Raw genomic sequence first — 16,615 nt, 5'->3', positions numbered from 1 at the left:
ATCATGGCAAGCCATTCAAAAATCCTTGTGAGCGCACTGGCGGCCGCCGGCGCAGCGGCTGTCGCGGTGGGTGGCCAGTACGCGGGCGCGGCACTTTTCGCCAAGATGCAGCACCTGCCACCGTCGGTGATCGGCATCTTTACGCTGCGCGACTATTGGCATGCATATGGCGATGTACCCGCAGTCAAAAAAGCGCTGGCCGCGTGTTCGTTTGTGTCCCTGGCGATTCCCGTCGGTGCGATCGCTGCAGTCTGCTTCGCCGCATTTGGAACGGCCAAGCGCGAGCTTCACGGGAGCGCCCGGTTTGCGAAAGCGCATGAGATCCGCAAGACCGGGTTGCTCGATAGCGAAGACGGCAAGCCCGCGCTCATCATCGGCAAATATCGAGGCAAGTATTTAACCTTCCCCGGCCAGCAATTCGTCATGCTCGCGGCACCTACGCGTTCTGGTAAAGGCGTGGCCATTGCGATCCCGAATCTGCTCACCTATCCGGATTCGATGGTCGTACTGGACTTGAAGCTGGAGAACTATAAGTACACGTCCGCCTACCGCCAAAAGTACGGGCAGAAGGTGTACCTCTGGGCACCCTTCGCTGAAGACGGCAAATCGCATGGCTGGAACGTGTTCGACTCCATCGCCAATCGCCCGGAGCATCTCCGCATTGGTGATGTGCAGGCCATTGGCCTCAAGTTTTATCCGACCAATGTTGAGGCCAAGACCAAGTTCTGGAACGACCTCGCGCGAAATTTGTTCGTGGGTCTGAGCTTGTATCTCATGGAGACCGCGACCAAAGAGCGCTATTGCACGCTTGGCGAGATCTTCCGTCAGTCGTCGGGCATGGGCAAGCCGATCAAGGAGCACATCGCGCAGCTGCGAGCTACCAAGGGTCTGTCCGAGGCGTGTACCGGTGCATTGAATCGCTTCCTGGCATCTGGCGACGAGGTGTTGTCGTCGATCTTGTCGACTTTCAATGCGCCGTTGCTGATTTTCGATAATCCAATTGTCGATGCGGCGACAAGCCATTCTTCATTCGACATCAACGAAGTGCGCCGCCAGCGCATGACGATCTACATCGGTATCCAACCGAATCGGCTCGAGGACGCAGCTCTCCTGGTGAACCTGTTCTTCTCGCAGCTGATCGATTTGAATACATCGGTCCTGCCCGAACACGACTCGTCGCTCAGATATCAATGCACGCTGGTCTTGGACGAGTTCACGGCCATTGGCAAGGTGAACATCATCGATACGTCGAATGCCTTTATTGCAGGCTACGACCTGCGCTTGCTGACCATTATCCAGGCCGTGTCCCAGATGGAACGGCCCTCGTTGTACGGCAAGGAAGGTACGCGCACGCTCGTAGTGAACCACGCGGCCAAGGTGCTCTATCCGCCTAAAGATCACCAGGAAGCGAAAGATCTGTCCGACGCACTGGGCTATTTCACCGAGACCTCTGTTTCGAAAAACAGGACGCCAGGTAAGCCACGCGGCGAGAACCATTCGGATCAAAAGCGTGCGCTGATGATGCCGCAAGAACTCGAGGAAATGGGGCAGGACGAAGAGATCCTGCTTGGCTTTGGCAAGCCGATCCGCTGCAAGAAAGCGTTCTATTACAACGATCCGGTTTTTGTGGACCGTCTCAAGGAAATGAGCCCGTTGTTGCGCGCTCTTGGCGAAGATCTGCCGACCGAGACGCAGCTTAAGGCGTCCGCCGGCGCGAACGAGCTCTGCACAAGTGATGTGCCGATTATTGACCCGGTCGAATGGCAGGCGAAGCGGCGGGCCGCAACCGCAGCACGGCGTGCGGACGGAACGCGCGTCGCGCGCGCGACGGATCTTATTGCAATGCGCGACGCCGAAGTGTCGGTTGCGCTTGCGGCCGCGCTCGCAGAAGGCGTTTATGCCGACCTGCTGGAACTGACCGGCATGCAATTCAACTTTGCGGACACAGGTAGCCAGGCGAGCGCGCCCGGTGGCGCCCGTTCGCCTATTCAAGAGGAAATGGCAAATGGCTGAAAAGGCTGAGAATAATCCCGTCGATTCGTCGACCCAAGGCAACGGTGCCATCAACGCGACTCCTGAAGCGCCCGATATGGATGTAGTCAGGGCAGCTCGTGACGCGTTTTTTGCCCGCGCGCGCGACGGGCGTGCTGCGCCTGATGCTCCGGCGTCCGACGTTCAGCCTGCCGCTACAGCGACCCCATCGGCGCGCCAGGCAGGGCTGATTGGCCAAGGCGTCAGCAGCGCGCCGAGTGATGTTTCAGGCGCTATCAAGGCCCCTGAGGAGCGGATCGCGTCTCGCCATGGCGGCGATGGCTTGTTAGCCGTTGGTGTGTTGTCGGACCTGGGCAGCGAGAGAGCCTATCGGGTGTGGGCATCAGGCGACTCCGAAGATCTGAAGCTAATTGCAGATCCGCAGGCGCGTGAAAAAGCGTTCGACACGATTGTCGACAACATGCGCATGCCGCAGTACCGCGAAGCCTTGTCGTTGGTCGATTATGGTCTTGAGCGTGAGGCGTTGCGAACTTTCAATGCCCGTGACACTGTCAATGTTGAAAGCCCCACGTCTACAACCTATGGCGCGGCGGAAGCACCATCTGCCATCGCGACTGTGCGCGTGCCGGCGGATCTGCCTGCCGCTGCGGCCTCGGCGGCAGCGACGGAAGCGGCGGAAGCGCCAAGCGCGGCGCGCAGCAGCGAGACCGTTGAGGAAAACTCCATTGAGGCGGTACCGGCACCTAAGCTCGAGCAGTCGCCCGATCAGGTATCGGACGCCGAGAAGCGCCGGGAAACCGAGAGAAACAATCCAATCCGCGATGCCGGTGCGCGTCTGCTAGACGCTTTTACGCGTTCGCTTGTCGGCCGTGAGCGCTCCAGCAGCGGAAACGAGATTTCGTCACCAGCCGTCATGACGAAGGACGGATATGGCGTGCCGGAAGCGATCGCATCCCGCTACGTCGTACGCGATGGCGATTTCTGGCGCTTTGATGAAAAGGATCCAGGCAACGCCGATAAGCATGAGCCCAAGTTCACCGACAAAGGCCCGCGCTTGGCCACACGTGGAGACGATCGCGGCACGGCAGCGGACATGGTGACAGTTGCGCAGGCGAAAGGCTGGCAGCAGGTCACGCTCAAAGGTAGCGAACCGTTTCGCCGCAATGCATGGATGGAAGCCCAACTTGCTGGAATCAAAACGCACGGGTTCGAGCCGAAAGAGCAAGACCGGGCGATGCTCGAAGCAGCACGCCGCGAGCGCGACTCGCTCACCATCACCGCCGGTAAGCGTGCCCCTGAGGCCTCGCGGCCGCTGTCCACCCCGGCAGCGGCACCGACATCGAAGCAGCCGTCTGAGCGTATAGCGGGCAGCCCTAATGCGGCTGCATCCGTCGTAGTCGCGCCCACTGCGGCGGTTGCGCCGGCGGATCAACCCGCGCAGGCCACATCCGCTGCTGCGTCCCCAGCAGCACCCGCCGCTCCGATTGCTGCCGTTGCGCCGACCCCGCCAACCGTCGTTACAGCTTCAGCCGCGCAGATCGCTCCTAAAGATCGCCCGGCATCGGAGCAGCCGACTCAAAACACCCTGTTAACGCATGGCGCAGCACCGTACAAAAACGATAAGGACAACGCCGACAGTTACTACGTCTCATACCGCGAATCCGACGGCGCCACGAAGACGGTGTGGGGCAAGGATCTGGAGCGTGCGATCCGTGATTCAGGCGTGCAGCCCGGCGATGCATTGACGCTTGAAAACCTCGGCTCGCGCCCGGTCACCGTCAATCGGTCCATTAAAGATGCCCAAGGCAAGGTCGTAGGAGTCGAGCAAATCGAGACGCGGCTCAACGTCTGGGAAATTCAGAAGCAGGAAAAACAGTCACCCGGCAGCCAGGCTCAGACCGCCGCCGCGATGAACGTTGCGGGCTTGCGTGAGCAGGTCGAGAAAGCGCTCGCAGGTCAGCCCGATAACGTCGTGCGGGAGGTGATGGATCGGCTGGCCGAGCGTCTTCAGGCTGGCATTGCAGTGCAGACGGAGCAGCAGAAGGCGGCCTCGCCCGCACAAGATCTGAAGCCGGCGATCAATACGCGCCTGGCGCAAGTCGACGTTGACCGCGAGGCCCGTCAACTGATCGCGGAAGCGCCGAAACCGCAGCGCAACCCCGAGCGCGACGTCGCGAAACAGACGGCACCGAGCGTCGCGCGGTAAGTCACGCCACGCCAAGCCAACCCATTGTTGGGCGTGCACTCATGGCGCCCCCTGTCGAACTCAGTTAAAGGAACAATCATGAATATCGCCGTAATCAATTTTTCGGGCAACGTCGGCAAGAGCACGATCGCGCGGCATCTTCTCGCGCCGCGCATTCGCGATGCCAAGGTCATCGCCATAGAATCAATCAATGCCGACGATGGCGCGCAGGAGACCGACGAAAAACTGCGCGGCCGACAGTTCTCGGAATTGCAAGCGCGTTTATTGTCGGGCGATAACGTGGTAGTCGACGTAGGCGCTTCCAACGTCGAGTCCTTCGTCGCGCTGATGAGTGAATTCGATGGTTCACATGATGACTTCGATTTGTTCGTCGTGCCCGTTGTCAGCGCCGAAAAACAGCAACGAGACACTGTCGCCACCCTCTTGAATCTCGCGAATTTGGGTATCGCTCGCGAGAGAATCGTCGTGGTCTTCAATCAGGTCGATCGAGTGCTCGGATTCCAGGAAAGCCAATTCAGCTCGATTTTTAGCTTCTATGACCACAACCGTTCGTTCCGCCTGGATCGTGACGCAGTTATCTATCAAAGCGACGTTTATAAGTACGCCACTGATGCTGGCCGCAGCATGCACGACGTGTTGACAGACCCGACCGACTATAAATCGGCAATCGCAAAAACACAGGCTGGCACCGAGAAAAACCGGCTTGTGGCTCTGTTAGGTCTGCGTCGCTTGGCATTACGCGTCAACGCCGAGCTCGATGCCGTATTTGAGGCCATCGTTCGTCCTGCTGTCGCAACTGTTACTGGTGCACGCGATGAGTGAGACCGGCGAGCCAAACGCTCGCGTACGCCGAGATCCGCTGTCACCGCACGTTCGCGATGAAATCATGGCGGAGATATTGGGTGACGTTCATACGCTGCACAAATCGGTGAGCGATCTCGCTGCAATCATCCAGACATCCGACGAACGGTTGAGCGGCCGTATCGCTGATCTTCTCAAGGCATCGAGTGACTTCGCCAATGCACGCGAGGGCGCGATCGCCGAGCTGTCTGCCCAAGCAAGCATCGCCACCCAACGGCGCATGGCGGACTCGCTCGGCGGCATGTTGGCCAAAGTGAACCTCACGCTCGCGTCGATTGGAGGGAACGTGCGCGAAAGCAATACTCGCCGACTCATCGAGCTGTTTGCGGTCGCACTCGCAAGTGCGGCGCTGGCGGGTGCGGCGACCCTCGCCGGCGTCTGGGCGTTGATCCATTGAGACCGACCCGAAATGACATTCCGATTTGACGCGACTCGGGAGGGATTCGAATTCGACGCGCAAGCGCTCGCCGGTCACGCATGGTCAATCGCACAGCGCGCCACGATCGCGACGCTGCAGGCGTTTTACGTAGGGATTGATACGTGGCCCGCGGATGCGGTTGGTGTGGCATGGGAAGCGTACTCATCAGATATTCATGCGAGCCCATGGGCAGATACGGCACGTGCCGGAGACGGATGGTTCCTGACGTACCTCTACATACGGCAGCTGCGACCGGAGCTTGATTTCTGGACGCTCACTTTCACCCGTAGGCATTTCAGCGCCTACGCCGAATCGCAGCCATGGACTTCAAACGCACCACTGCCGCATTGGGCATATCCGGATCCCGTAGTACCACGTGAAGATGACATCCCCCTCACGCAAAAGTAGTTTTGCCAACCTATATCCCGAGGAGTAAATCATGGTGAATCGAGTAACGCTGACTGGCCACCTGGGCGCCGACCCGGACGTGAAGGACCTGAGTGCAGGTGTCGTGGCTAACTGCCGACTTGCGTCGACCGACTACTGCAAGGACCGGACGACGGGCAACGTGAAGGAGGCGACAGAGTGGCACCGCCTTGTGTTCTTCGGGCGTCACGCTGAGATTGCACGAGACTTTTTGGTGAAGGGCTCACGCATTTATATCGACGGTCGGCTACGCACGCGCAAGTGGTCCGGCAATGGCCAGGACCGGTACACCACCGAAATCGTTGTCGAATCGCTCGAAATGATCGGCGCGCCACGTGGGCACGAACAACCAGACCGAGACGCCAACGCGGGCGCGCCGATGCCAAGCAATGGAGACGAATGGGTCCGTGCGTATGACGAAGCGGAGTCAACCCAGGGTATCGTTAAGTGAAAGTTAAACGATGAAAAGAACCGACCATGATTTTCGCCCAAACGTTCGCGCTATCGCAATTCCGCTGTCTATCGATCAGCCCACAGTGGTCGAGTTTCACGGATCGCCGAGCTGGGCCGTGAACCTGCCATTTTATTTGAAGTGCGCTTTGGCCTTGATCGTTGGTTTGGTAGTTGTGTGGGAGTCCGCCGCGTGGCCCACGCTCATTCCGTTCTTTTTGTTGATAGCGGGGGCGGTCGGGATTGCTATCGCTATCGGCCTGCGTGCGGCCACAACGGCGCAAACACAGATCGTGATCGATAGCGTTCGCATGACAATGCGCTACGGCATTTTGAGCCGCCGCGTGGCAAGCGTTGAGATGTACCGCGTCCAGAACGTCGAGTGCGTGAGCATCTGGTGGGAACGGCTAATGGGCTTCGGGACGCTGGTTGTCGAGAGCAGCGACGTCAATCATCCGCGTTGGACATTGCGCGGCATGCCCGATGTCGAGGCTTTGCGAGAATGGATGAATCTTGCAGCGATCGCGCGACGCGACGCCAAAGGCATTCGCGAAGTCAACATGGGGCGCGTGTGAAATGAGCCACATCGCAAAATCCACTAAACGTGGACGCCGTGCAATGGCAGCCGAGACACAGTTAGCCAAGCGGGTCGGATTTCGGCTGACCGATGCGGAACACCGTGCGTATCTGGCAAAAGTTGAATCATCCGGCATGAGCGCGTCCGAATTTTTTCGCGATTGTGTACTGACCAATCGCACGCGGATCGTGGCGCGCCAACCGTTGAGCAACGATAAAAAGCGTGTACTACTGGTTGTCAATAAATCCGGCAACAATCTGAATCAGATCGCCCACGTGTTAAATGCAGCGCGTTTGGATAGTAGCGCGTCGGAAAGCACCTATCTCGCGGCCCTCGACGCATTGGAAAGCATTGAACTGCTTTTAAAGGCGCACCTGCAAAATGTTGCTTAGGGCGAAGGGGCGCCACGATGGCGTAAAGGAATATCTCGAGAAAGGCCGCAAGCTCGGCCGCGAGCTGGAACGCGACGAGATGGACGAGCGCGTGGTTCTTGCCGGCGACCTGGAATTAACGGATTCGATCATCCAGTCCATCGACGTCGCGCCCGATGTCGACCGGTATTTGTCGGTCACGATGAGCTTTAAAGAAGATGAGGTCAGCCGCGAGACGCTCGAAGCGATCACTGAAGATTTTCGAAAATTCGTCGGCGTCGCGTATCTCCCGGAAGAGTTCAATTTCTACGCGGAAGCGCATCTTCCGAAAGTCAAAAGCTATCTCGACGATACCGGTGCGTTTGTCGAACGAAAGCCCCACATTCATATTGTAATTCCAAAGCTGAATTTGATTTCGGGCGGTCACCTTGAAGCGCTCGGCTTCTACAAATCAAACATCCAGTTCGTCGAGGCGTTTCAAGAACACGTGAACGCGAAGTACGGTTTGGCAAGTCCCAAGGATCATCGGCGCGCGGGATTTACAAACGAGTCTGAAATGATCAGCCGTTACAAGGGCGACCTCTTTAAGCCCGCGAGCCGCGATATCAAAGAGACGGTATTGAATGCAATGCTGGATCGGGAGATCGAGCGCTACGACGATTTTTTGGCTCTCCTGGCTGAGCACGGTGAAGCGCGGCTACGCAACGAAGGACGCAACACCGAGTATGCGAACGTGAAGCCTCAGGATGCGCTGAAGGGTGTCAATCTGAAAGAACGGGTGTTTTCACGTGCGTTCATCGAACTGCCCACGCAAGACAAATTATTGCAACTCTCGGCAGACGTTTCCGTGACGTATGAGGAAACCGGCAGGGCCCGTGAGACCGACGCACGTTATCTCGACGCATTATCGCAGTGGGAGCAAACCCGCGCGCTCGAAGTGAAATATCTGAATAACGGCAACACCAAAAGTTTCCCCGCTTACCAAGCGGCATCTCTCAATGAACGCGTGGCCATGCTTGAGGCGCGGCGTGACGCGTTCTATTTAAAACATTTGGACGATTATCATGAGTCAGGATCAGGACGACAAACAAGCGGACAACCAGATGGCGCATCCGGTGGATATGCACCAGGCGAAGCACGAGGACTCGGCGAACGCGACGCCGGCGACGGACGTGTTCGCGGCGATGGACGACTATATGAATTCGACAGCAGCGCCGGAGTTGGACCTCGAGTCGTTCCCCGGCTCGACGCCGGGGGTGATGCCCGATTCCCACGCGGCCCCGGATCGGGAAGCCTCGGCGGCCTCCCGCCCGATCCCCGGCGAGACATCCCCGGCGGATCCCGCGGAACTATTGCCGAACGCCGGCAGCATGGCGCTCTCCCAGATTCCCAAGGAACGCCGTCCCCGGCCTTCAACGGTATGCGAGGTATGTCCGGCGTCCCTGTGGACCGCTTCGCCCCACGACGTGCAGTGCTGGTGCCGGATCATGCACTTCACGAGCTGGAGCACGAACGCGCCGTACCAGCGGATAGCGTGCGACGGAATCGCCATCGCGAGCGAGCAGGCGTAAGGGCAACTGGTCGACGTGCCGATAGCGTGCTGTCGCAGCGTATGCGCGACGAGCGCGAACGGATCGCGCAGCGTTCCGCCCGCGATGAATACTCTGAAATTCGCGCGAACTTGGATCCACATCGACTGCTTACCGAGCTGTCGCACTCTCACGGCGTGCGGCCGGAGAAATACGGGATCACAGCTGGCCGCGATGGCGCGAGTCGTATCCGCGCTGGTGGCCGGCATTTGAACGTCTCGGATTTCTTGACCAAGGAACTGCACCTGCCCTGGCGCGACGCATCCGAGATTCTTAGCGGTTCGTACCAGCGTCAGATGTCGGGCGCTGCCCTCCCCTTAGCCCGCGAGCTTCCACGTGCCGCACTCTGGCGCGAGTACACGATCGAACGGGACGTTTTCCGGCGCGCGCGCCTGGACGCCATGGCGACGCAGCAATCCAGCGAACAATCACGCCGCGCTCAAATCAAGCAGGCTTTCATTGTTGCTCGCGACGCGGCACGCAACCATCTAGATTTGCGGCCGTCTGGCCGGCGCGCACTGATGTCGATCGCCCGAATGACAAAGGCTGACGCAGAACAGACGCTGCGCGCTCAGATCCAACTCGAACGCGATGGGTTGAAAGCGAAGTATGGACAGCGGCACGGCGCGACCTTCGGCGAGTTCTTGCAGGCGCGCGCGCAAGTCGGCGACACCCGCGCACTGGTCGAGCTGCGCCGGATGCGTCCGACCACCCTGGAGACACCTCAGCCCCAAGAAAACTGGATCATGCCAGCCAGCGAGGAGCATGCGCGCGGTAAGCGACAAGCGTCTACAGGAGAGGACGAACGAGATTTGAGCGAATCAGGCTATGACAACCAAATCATTTACCGGGCGCCGCAGCTGAGCTACGAAGTGCATCGCGATGGCGCCGTGACCTATCGGCACGACGGGCGCAGCGTGGTTCGGGATCACGGCCTCGCGGTACGCGTGCTGCAAACGGATCGTGCTGCGATTGAAGCGGCATTGCGCCTCGCGCAAGCCAAGTTCGGACCGGCGCTCAAGCTGCAAGGGCCGGTCGAAATGCAGCGGGAAGCCGCGAAAGTCGCGGCAGAAGCGGGCATGTATGTCGAGTTCTCCGACAATTCTCTTAACGACATCGTGCGAGCACGGCGTGTCCAGCTGATCGGCGATCGCGCGGCAGCTGTTGGAACGCGATCGCAAGATCGTTCACGCGTGCGCGATCTGCCGGTAGCCTCGCCGACAGTAGCGCCTGATCGTGCCCCAGGTCCCATTCAAGGCCCGGATCCGGCGCAGGATGGCGACTTACGTCCTCCCATTCCCTCTGCGCCATCGTTATAACGGTATGGTGGGCGCACTAGATTACCCGGCTGGCGCACCTGGTACGCTTACCGTCGCGCTTGCCAGCGTCACTGGCTGCATTGTTCGCTGGTGATCGTCCCGCATTTTCTCAAACCGCTTTTTTGGGTTACTTAAGAATTCATCGCGACTCCATTCACCGTTGACTGACTGCGGAGGAAGGTTCGCATGCTGCCGAAGTAATTTAGCTATTCGCAAGAACTACAAACCAGTTGCAGCATATCCGTGCTGCCGTTCCCAAAACAAACTCGAATAGTCAGGTGGGTCGTCGTATTCACCCGCATTTGAGTTCTTGCGATTCAGTGTTTCAGTTTGATACGGCAAACTCAGTATTTCATACATTAAATGGGATGGTAGCGACTTCCAATGGACATTAAGCGTGGGGAATCGCAGTCAGAAGTCTTAACGGTTGCTTGATAAATTCCACCCTCTCCAGCGGGCTGCCCACACCTTGTGCCATCATCACCTACGACTGCAACACAACCATCGATAAACCGATCTAGATGTGAAAAGACAAGAATTGCCAAATAGCTCGTTTCTTTTTCCGTTAAAGCTACCTCACTCATTTGCTCGCGCTTCGAAGTTAGCGATCCTCCTAACCAAACACCGCCTAGTCCCGATAACGCGGGTGTCAATGTTGGTATGATATTCCGATTCAAGGACATGTCACCCTCCTCGTTTTAACGGCAAGCAATAACGTACATGTAAGTCTCGTCAGCTAAGAATTTTTGGAAACACGTGTACTGTGATTCAAGATTAAATTCGAAAAAGTCTAAATATGCTTGCTTGTGCACGCGAACTGTAGAAAGCCGTGATTTCGCCGCACGCTTGCTAAGAACCAACATCGGTATTCCTCGGCAGGACATTACGCGGACCGGGCTCATTGGTGACATGCCTTTTGGTCGAGCTGTTTTCGTATGTTTGAGCAACATCGAGAACCTTGTGTACAAGGAGCGCCCAATGGGCGCGATCCTGACGGCGTAGCCGTCGGGGTTTCAAAAGGGGGCACCCCTTTTGGCACCATATGTTCGGGAAAAAGTGCGAAGCATTTTTGTCGAACATATGCAACGTGCCTCCGTTGCCTCGCGAATCTCAGTCATTGCTGGTAACTGCGCACTAATACTTCAGAGTCCTTTAAACTAAAGCGACCCTGCTTCCTTTATCCTCAAAAGTACGGCACAATTACCGCAAGAATGCATCCTTGTTCTCCAAAATGATGACATTGCAGCCGAAATGACAAATGATCTGAAAACTGCTCTCCTTGAACTCGCCCAAGCGCCGGACAAGCGCTCCACCACCGCGCAGGTCGCCGAGCATTTTGCCGAGATCGAGGTTGCGTTGAATGCAGGCGTTCAGAGAACTGCCGTGTTGGAAACGCTGAACCGTCACGGCATTACCTTAAGTCTGAAAAACTTCGATAACGTCCTTTACCGACTGCGAAAAAAACACGTCGCTAGTACATCGCGGGACAAAGATTCGAAGCCGCTGATTGTCCCGCCCGAAAGGTCAGAAACAAAAGGCATCGCTCTGGCAACATCAAATCCCCGAAGCGAAGCTTCGCTTCGCCAAGCAGAAACCAGTGCCGTTGCGTTACCGGGAGACTGGATGACAGCCAAGCTGACACCCGCTCAGTTTCGCCTGCTTTCGCCTCAACAAAGTAGGGCGAAAATCGACGCGGAAACTGCGCAATACTTTCCAAATCGATTCAAACCAAAGTCGAGCAATTCTTAATTGCATTCTGCCGTCATTGCTTGCCGTTAAAAGCGGTCTGCAAAAATGCTTTTTTAGATATGGAAGATAGATTTTAGAATTTGTAGATAAATAAAAAGCGCTGACCATCGTGTGGTTCAGCGCTCTTTGCTCCGTTTACCTAAAGCGTCAAGCTTATGCTATGCAGCAAACACCACTTCGACATGGCCCGGTTTGGTCGAACGGCGCGCCGGGCCGACGACGATTTTTACGTCGCGCCCGAGTTTCGCGAGGCATTCGAGCATCTTCGCTTCACTGACACCACGGAATTGGCCCCGCAGCAAATTGGACAGCTTGGGCTGTGTCATGCCCAGCACTTCCGCTGCTTGCTGTTGCGTCCATCGGCGGCCCTTAATAATCTCGCCAATCTTTGAGGCGAGTTGTGCCTTGACCAGCATTTCCTCCGCATCGGCTGACCCTAGGTCTGAGTAGACATTGCCGCTGCTTTCTTCATAGTCGGTCATTTCCTTTCCTTAGCGAGTTCTTCCGCGATTTTCAGTCTATCCCTGATCAGGTCCATATCCGGCTTCGGGGTCGCGATTCCGTGCGTTGATTTCTTTTGAAAGCAATGCAGCACATATACCGCGTCGGCAAAACGCACCGTGTAGACCGCCCGGTAAGTCCCGCCTTCCGCCGATTCGACAACTTCAAGCACGCCCGCAGAACCAAATCCCTTTAACGCCTTCGCATCCACGTGTTTAAGACCTATCTGCGCCTGATGCAGCGCAAATCCGAAGGTGTCTTGTACTACCTCGGGCATCGCTTTCAGATCCTTCTTGGAAGACGCGATCCACCGCAGAGTCTTGATGTTTTCCATACCGCCTATTATATACATATGGGTATAACACGCAAGTTGATCGACGCTAGACTGATAAAAAAAGGCGCACCCGAATTTCTTCGGATGCGCCCGTGCTCCCTAAGCTTTCAACGCCCGATTAATACGGAATTTCCTGATCTTCCGGGTCTGCGAATTCATCGCTCTGGCATTCGTCGACCTCGCCGGTCGAAGCATCCCGCTTTGCCAGCACCTCTGGAAGCCAGCCCGTACCCGCAAGACGAAGCTCGGCAGTCGCAGCTGCATCGTCTTTCTTCATCGCAGCGAGCGGCGCGGCGGCTTCGGGGGAAACCGCTGTCGATACGACTTCTGCAATTCGCGCCTTCGATACGTGGTTCAGATAACTACCCTGCGTCGGCGTCCAGTACTTGGTCATATCGACGTCGAGCAAGTCAGCCAGCGCATTGACTGGGTGCGCGGCGTCAGTGCCGGTGACGCTGTCGAGCGTCGCTGCAACACAGAAGGCAAAGAGGTTTGCCATCACATCGTCGCTTTGCTCAATCAACCAAGGCAGCAGGTTCGAGCGCCGTTTCGGCAACATCGCAGCCCACTTGCTACGCTCGGCGTCGATCTCCTGCCATGCGGCGCTTGCTTCCATATCGTCAGCCTCACGCAGCAATTTCTCGTGCGAGCACGTGGCCGTTACGTGTACGCCGGTTTCCTCGCCGTAGTAGTAGAGACTTGAAAATACAGTGGGGATGAGCCGTTGCATCAGAACGGCCAACGCGATGGTCGGCTTGGCTGCAAGCTCAACCTGAACGGCGGCGGTCCGGTGAGCGGTCAGGCGACGGCAAAGCTTGTCGCTGTGAACCGGTTTCACTTTCTTCGGTGCGTCTTGCCCGTCGCCTTCACGGGCGGTGCTCGCCGTTGTGCCTCGCTTCACGTATCCGCGCTCGATCACAACCTTACCGGCGTGGTTCAGCAAGACAAACGCACCGGCGCTCGCGAGTTGCTCGGGCGTCCACGCTTCCAGTGCTTCCACGAACTGCTCACACGCGTTCTGGGCGTCGCGTGCGGCGTCCTCAAGCGCGCCACGCTTGTCGTCGTCCTCGTCGATGGTTTCATCGCTGTAATAGGCGTCGAGGGCACTGCTTGCCTTGTTCAGAGTATTTTCGAGCTTGGCATACTGTGCGGCTTCCTTCTTTGTCATATCGCGCGCTTGCGGCGTGATATGCGTGTAAGCTGAAAGCTCGCTGAAGTCGCGCTTCACCCTCGTTTCGACAAAGCTCCATCCTTCCGCCGAAATATCCTGTGCGACTACCAGAAGGCGCTCGGTGGCAAGTTGTTGGAGCAACGCCATATCCGTGATGTATCCCGCGTTGGCGGACTCGCTGAACAGGTCCCGGCGCACATAACCTCCAGCGGTGACGTAAGCATCGAGCGTCACGAAAGCGACCAGCGGATTTTCACTCACGTTGATTTCTTCCTCCACGATGGCTGCACGCAGATGATAAGGATCGCGTAACCACGATTGCGCCGCGTCGAACCAGAGGTGTTCTTGCTTTTCGTGGTCGTCACACAAGGCAAGCGCTTGAATCTGCTCGGTGCTCATGCCATCGTCGCGGTACAGGTCGAGCAACTTGGGCGATACGTTGGCGATCTTCAAACGGCGTTGCACGGCAAGCGTCGAAATCGAAAATAAGGATGCCACGTAGTCGATACTGCGCCCTTCTTCCAGTAACAAGCGAAACGCGATCGCTTGATCTGCAGCGCACATAGGCTCGCGAGATTCGTTTTCGATTAACGAAGCGGCCACGGCTTCGGCTTCGGTTAGCACTTTGACAGGGATGCTCTGATCCGCGCTGATCTTGCCTTGCTCGGCTAGTGACTGGAGCGCGGCGAGGCGCCGCTGACCGGCGCACACGCACAGCTTCGGGTTTTTGCCGCGTGAACCCTTCTCGGGGTGGGCGACCAAATTCTGTAGTAAGCCCTTGGCTAGAATGCTAGCGGCCAACCCTTCGATACCCGTCAGCACCTTGCGCCGCACGTTGAGCGGCGAGACGCTTAAGCGCGACAGTGGAACAAACGCAATCGGTGCTTCAACAAATTTTGTTTCTAATAACGATCCGATTGCATTCGAAATGTTCGCATCCTCTGCTACTGCAACATCAACTGAACGATCACCCATGATTTACTTCTCCGATTTTGGTCTTAGCGATGTGCTCGACCACTAAATACATAATAGGCCTTTTGTACCTATTTATAAATCTCTTAATTGTAAACTCAGAGTTACACATTTTATCGCTGAATTGTCTTTACCGACCACCTCTAACTCCTTATTATATTGATGTGGCCGAGCATATCGCTAAGGCCCGTTTTAAGGAAACAGGATGTCTAACACTTCTGATGTATCTGTAATTACCGCAAACCTAGTCCCTGAAAACTTTCGGCCTCACTTTCTTCCAAGGCACCTAGGAAGCCTTATGCTGAAAGGCGAGTTTCTGGTGTACGGATGGCTAGAAAAACTCTCGAATAACTATGGCGGAGGGCTTTGGAACTTCTATGACTTGTCAAACGGCGGCTTTTATATGGCTCCATGCGACGATAAACGATTTAAAATCGACGTATCGGGAAATTACTTCTCTAGCGAAATGAGCGCGGATGCTGCGGGTATCGTGGCATCGCTGTTCGCGCAATGTGATTTGGCCAATCGATATGACGACGATAAATTAATCAATCAATATCATTGGCTTCGCGATTTCGCAACTGAACATGCGGAATCTGATTTAATAATGAGGGCCATCGACTAGTTACCGGAGGACCCGGCCCAAAGGCCGGGCACCCGCTCGCTTCGGGAACGCCCCCCTTCTTGCAGACTGGGGGTAAGCCGACCGCTAAACTATCGCGCGCACCGTCGCGCCTGGAGCGAGCGGCACGGGAACCCGCGCTAGTAGCGCGGGGAGAGCCGCGGACCCGAAGCGAAGCGTAGGGGCGCGACAGTTGGGCCGTTGTGGACCACCGTTCGGGGTCGTCCAGTGGCCAAAGGCCACGGTGTATCCCCCGCTTTAGCGGGGGCTGGATGCCGAAGGGCATTTCGCTGGCAGCGTAAGTCATCAATTTGTGAGGAAGAAACGATGGATCAAGTAACTTCAATCAGACCAGAATGCCTGCGCCCAGCAGCTGACGGCTGGTCGCAACCGACCGGTCCCGAAATTCGCGAGGTTATCGAGCGCGCCGGTTTTACCGGGAGCAAAGCCGGGAAGTATCTCGGCATAGCCACCCAGGAGACGGGCGGCTGCCGCCAGGTTCGCAAGTGGATTGCCGAGGACGCGCGCATCCCCTATTCCGCGTGGGCGTTGCTATGCCACGCCGCGGGTCTGGGGATCATATGGGCCAGCGAACCAGAGTGAGTGGCGAGGCGTTTCGCCTAGCGTGAGCGACCGGTGCGGCGTTGTTCGCGGCGAATCGCATATTCTTAAAATGCGATGATGTCAAATGACACAAAGTCGTCCGGCCCCAAAGACCAGTTTATAAGGCACAGCGGGCAGCGCTGGACAACTTTACGTCATTTTTAATTGCCACAAATTTGTCCATTTTGCTGAATTTGACCTAAAGTAGTCCAATGTCGCTGGTCCGGAATACTCGCCATGCACCCACCCGAACCCCTGCCAGTTTCCCGGCTGCCGAAGCAGACGCTTCATCATATGTGGTCGCCGAAGCTGCAACGCACACTGGTACTCACTTCGGTTAATCAAGTTCGACTCTGGGTCATGCTCGAAGCGAATCCTGCTGTCACGACATACTGCGAACGTCCTGTTCTCGCGTCTAATCAACACGATGCCCATGCCGATTTCTGGCTACTGC

General features: G+C 56.9%; 15 protein-coding genes and 1 pseudogene. 13 read left to right on the top strand and 3 right to left on the bottom strand.

The window, feature by feature from the left end:
* The first annotated feature begins 3 nt into the window (after window positions 1-3).
* The 10 genes from BSU04_RS43445 to BSU04_RS46145 all read left to right on the top strand — a co-directional run bounded on the left by BSU04_RS43445 (window position 4) and on the right by BSU04_RS46145 (window position 11,958).
* Complete coding sequence (locus BSU04_RS43445; protein ID WP_089166341.1) at window positions 4-2,013, top strand: type IV secretory system conjugative DNA transfer family protein; 2,010 nt, start codon at window positions 4-6, stop codon at window positions 2,011-2,013.
* The gene (locus BSU04_RS43440; protein ID WP_089166340.1) at window positions 2,006-4,198 is read left to right on the top strand and encodes an LPD7 domain-containing protein; all 2,193 of its coding nucleotides are present in this window, start codon (window positions 2,006-2,008) and stop codon (window positions 4,196-4,198) included. Before BSU04_RS43445 ends, BSU04_RS43440 begins: the two co-directional genes overlap by 8 nt.
* A 78-nt stretch (window positions 4,199-4,276) precedes the next feature.
* The gene (gene stbB, locus BSU04_RS43435; RefSeq protein ID WP_089166339.1) at window positions 4,277-5,020 is read left to right on the top strand and encodes a StbB family protein; all 744 of its coding nucleotides are present in this window, start codon (window positions 4,277-4,279) and stop codon (window positions 5,018-5,020) included.
* A complete protein-coding gene (locus BSU04_RS43430; protein WP_086383140.1) occupies window positions 5,013-5,456 on the top strand; it encodes a hypothetical protein in 444 nt (147 codons plus the stop codon). The genes stbB and BSU04_RS43430 overlap by 8 nt, the downstream gene beginning before the upstream one ends.
* 12 nt (window positions 5,457-5,468) lie before the next feature.
* Window positions 5,469-5,885 carry a hypothetical protein gene (locus tag BSU04_RS43425; RefSeq protein WP_089166338.1) on the top strand — a complete coding sequence of 139 codons (417 nt, stop codon included), beginning with the start codon at window positions 5,469-5,471 and terminating at the stop codon, window positions 5,883-5,885.
* 31 nt (window positions 5,886-5,916) lie between these two features.
* Entirely contained in the window at window positions 5,917-6,354 is a 438-nt protein-coding gene (ssb, locus tag BSU04_RS43420; RefSeq protein WP_089166337.1) for a single-stranded DNA-binding protein, read from the top strand.
* Window positions 6,355-6,364: 10 nt separating this feature from the next.
* Window positions 6,365-6,928: a PH domain-containing protein gene (locus tag BSU04_RS43415; protein ID WP_089166336.1), complete on the top strand. Its 564-nt coding sequence runs from the start codon at window positions 6,365-6,367 to the stop codon at window positions 6,926-6,928.
* A gap of 1 nt (window position 6,929) precedes the next feature.
* Window positions 6,930-7,322, top strand: a complete 393-nt coding sequence (locus BSU04_RS43410; protein WP_089166335.1) for a plasmid mobilization protein — start codon at window positions 6,930-6,932, stop codon at window positions 7,320-7,322.
* On the top strand, window positions 7,312-10,209 hold the full coding sequence (locus tag BSU04_RS43405; protein WP_089166334.1) for an LPD7 domain-containing protein: 2,898 nt from the start codon (window positions 7,312-7,314) through the stop codon (window positions 10,207-10,209). The genes BSU04_RS43410 and BSU04_RS43405 overlap by 11 nt, the downstream gene beginning before the upstream one ends.
* Window positions 10,210-11,460: 1,251 nt before the next feature.
* A complete protein-coding gene (locus BSU04_RS46145; RefSeq protein ID WP_144021539.1) occupies window positions 11,461-11,958 on the top strand; it encodes a hypothetical protein in 498 nt (165 codons plus the stop codon).
* A 158-nt stretch (window positions 11,959-12,116) separates the two neighbouring features.
* On the opposite strand, the gene BSU04_RS43395 is transcribed toward BSU04_RS46145, so the two are convergent.
* From BSU04_RS43395 to BSU04_RS43385, 3 genes are all read right to left on the bottom strand, one after another.
* Window positions 12,117-12,440: a helix-turn-helix domain-containing protein gene (locus tag BSU04_RS43395; RefSeq protein ID WP_089166332.1), complete on the bottom strand. Its 324-nt coding sequence runs from the start codon at window positions 12,438-12,440 to the stop codon at window positions 12,117-12,119.
* Complete coding sequence (locus BSU04_RS43390) at window positions 12,437-12,793, bottom strand: type II toxin-antitoxin system RelE/ParE family toxin (RefSeq protein ID WP_086382371.1); 357 nt, start codon at window positions 12,791-12,793, stop codon at window positions 12,437-12,439. The genes BSU04_RS43395 and BSU04_RS43390 overlap by 4 nt, the downstream gene beginning before the upstream one ends.
* 118 nt (window positions 12,794-12,911) lie before the next feature.
* Window positions 12,912-14,939 carry a ParB/RepB/Spo0J family partition protein gene (locus BSU04_RS43385; RefSeq protein ID WP_089166331.1) on the bottom strand — a complete coding sequence of 676 codons (2,028 nt, stop codon included), beginning with the start codon at window positions 14,937-14,939 and terminating at the stop codon, window positions 12,912-12,914.
* Window positions 14,940-15,234: 295 nt separating this feature from the next.
* Between BSU04_RS43385 and BSU04_RS43380 the strand changes: the two genes are divergently transcribed.
* The 3 genes and pseudogenes from BSU04_RS43380 to BSU04_RS47280 form a co-directional block, all read left to right on the top strand.
* The gene (locus BSU04_RS43380; RefSeq protein WP_256983917.1) at window positions 15,235-15,561 is read left to right on the top strand and encodes an antirestriction protein; all 327 of its coding nucleotides are present in this window, start codon (window positions 15,235-15,237) and stop codon (window positions 15,559-15,561) included.
* A 324-nt stretch (window positions 15,562-15,885) separates the two neighbouring features.
* Complete coding sequence (locus BSU04_RS43375; RefSeq protein WP_089166329.1) at window positions 15,886-16,161, top strand: transcriptional regulator; 276 nt, start codon at window positions 15,886-15,888, stop codon at window positions 16,159-16,161.
* Window positions 16,162-16,398: 237 nt separating this feature from the next.
* Window positions 16,399-16,615 (top strand): annotated as a pseudogene (locus BSU04_RS47280) (hypothetical protein); the annotation flags it as partial.

Origin of the sequence: Caballeronia sordidicola (genome assembly GCF_002220365.1) — a bacterium.
In the GTDB taxonomy this organism is placed as follows: domain Bacteria; phylum Pseudomonadota; class Gammaproteobacteria; order Burkholderiales; family Burkholderiaceae; genus Caballeronia; species Caballeronia sordidicola_C.
The sequence above is the reverse complement of the archived record's forward strand: the minus strand, read 5'-3'. Positions and strand labels throughout refer to the sequence as shown.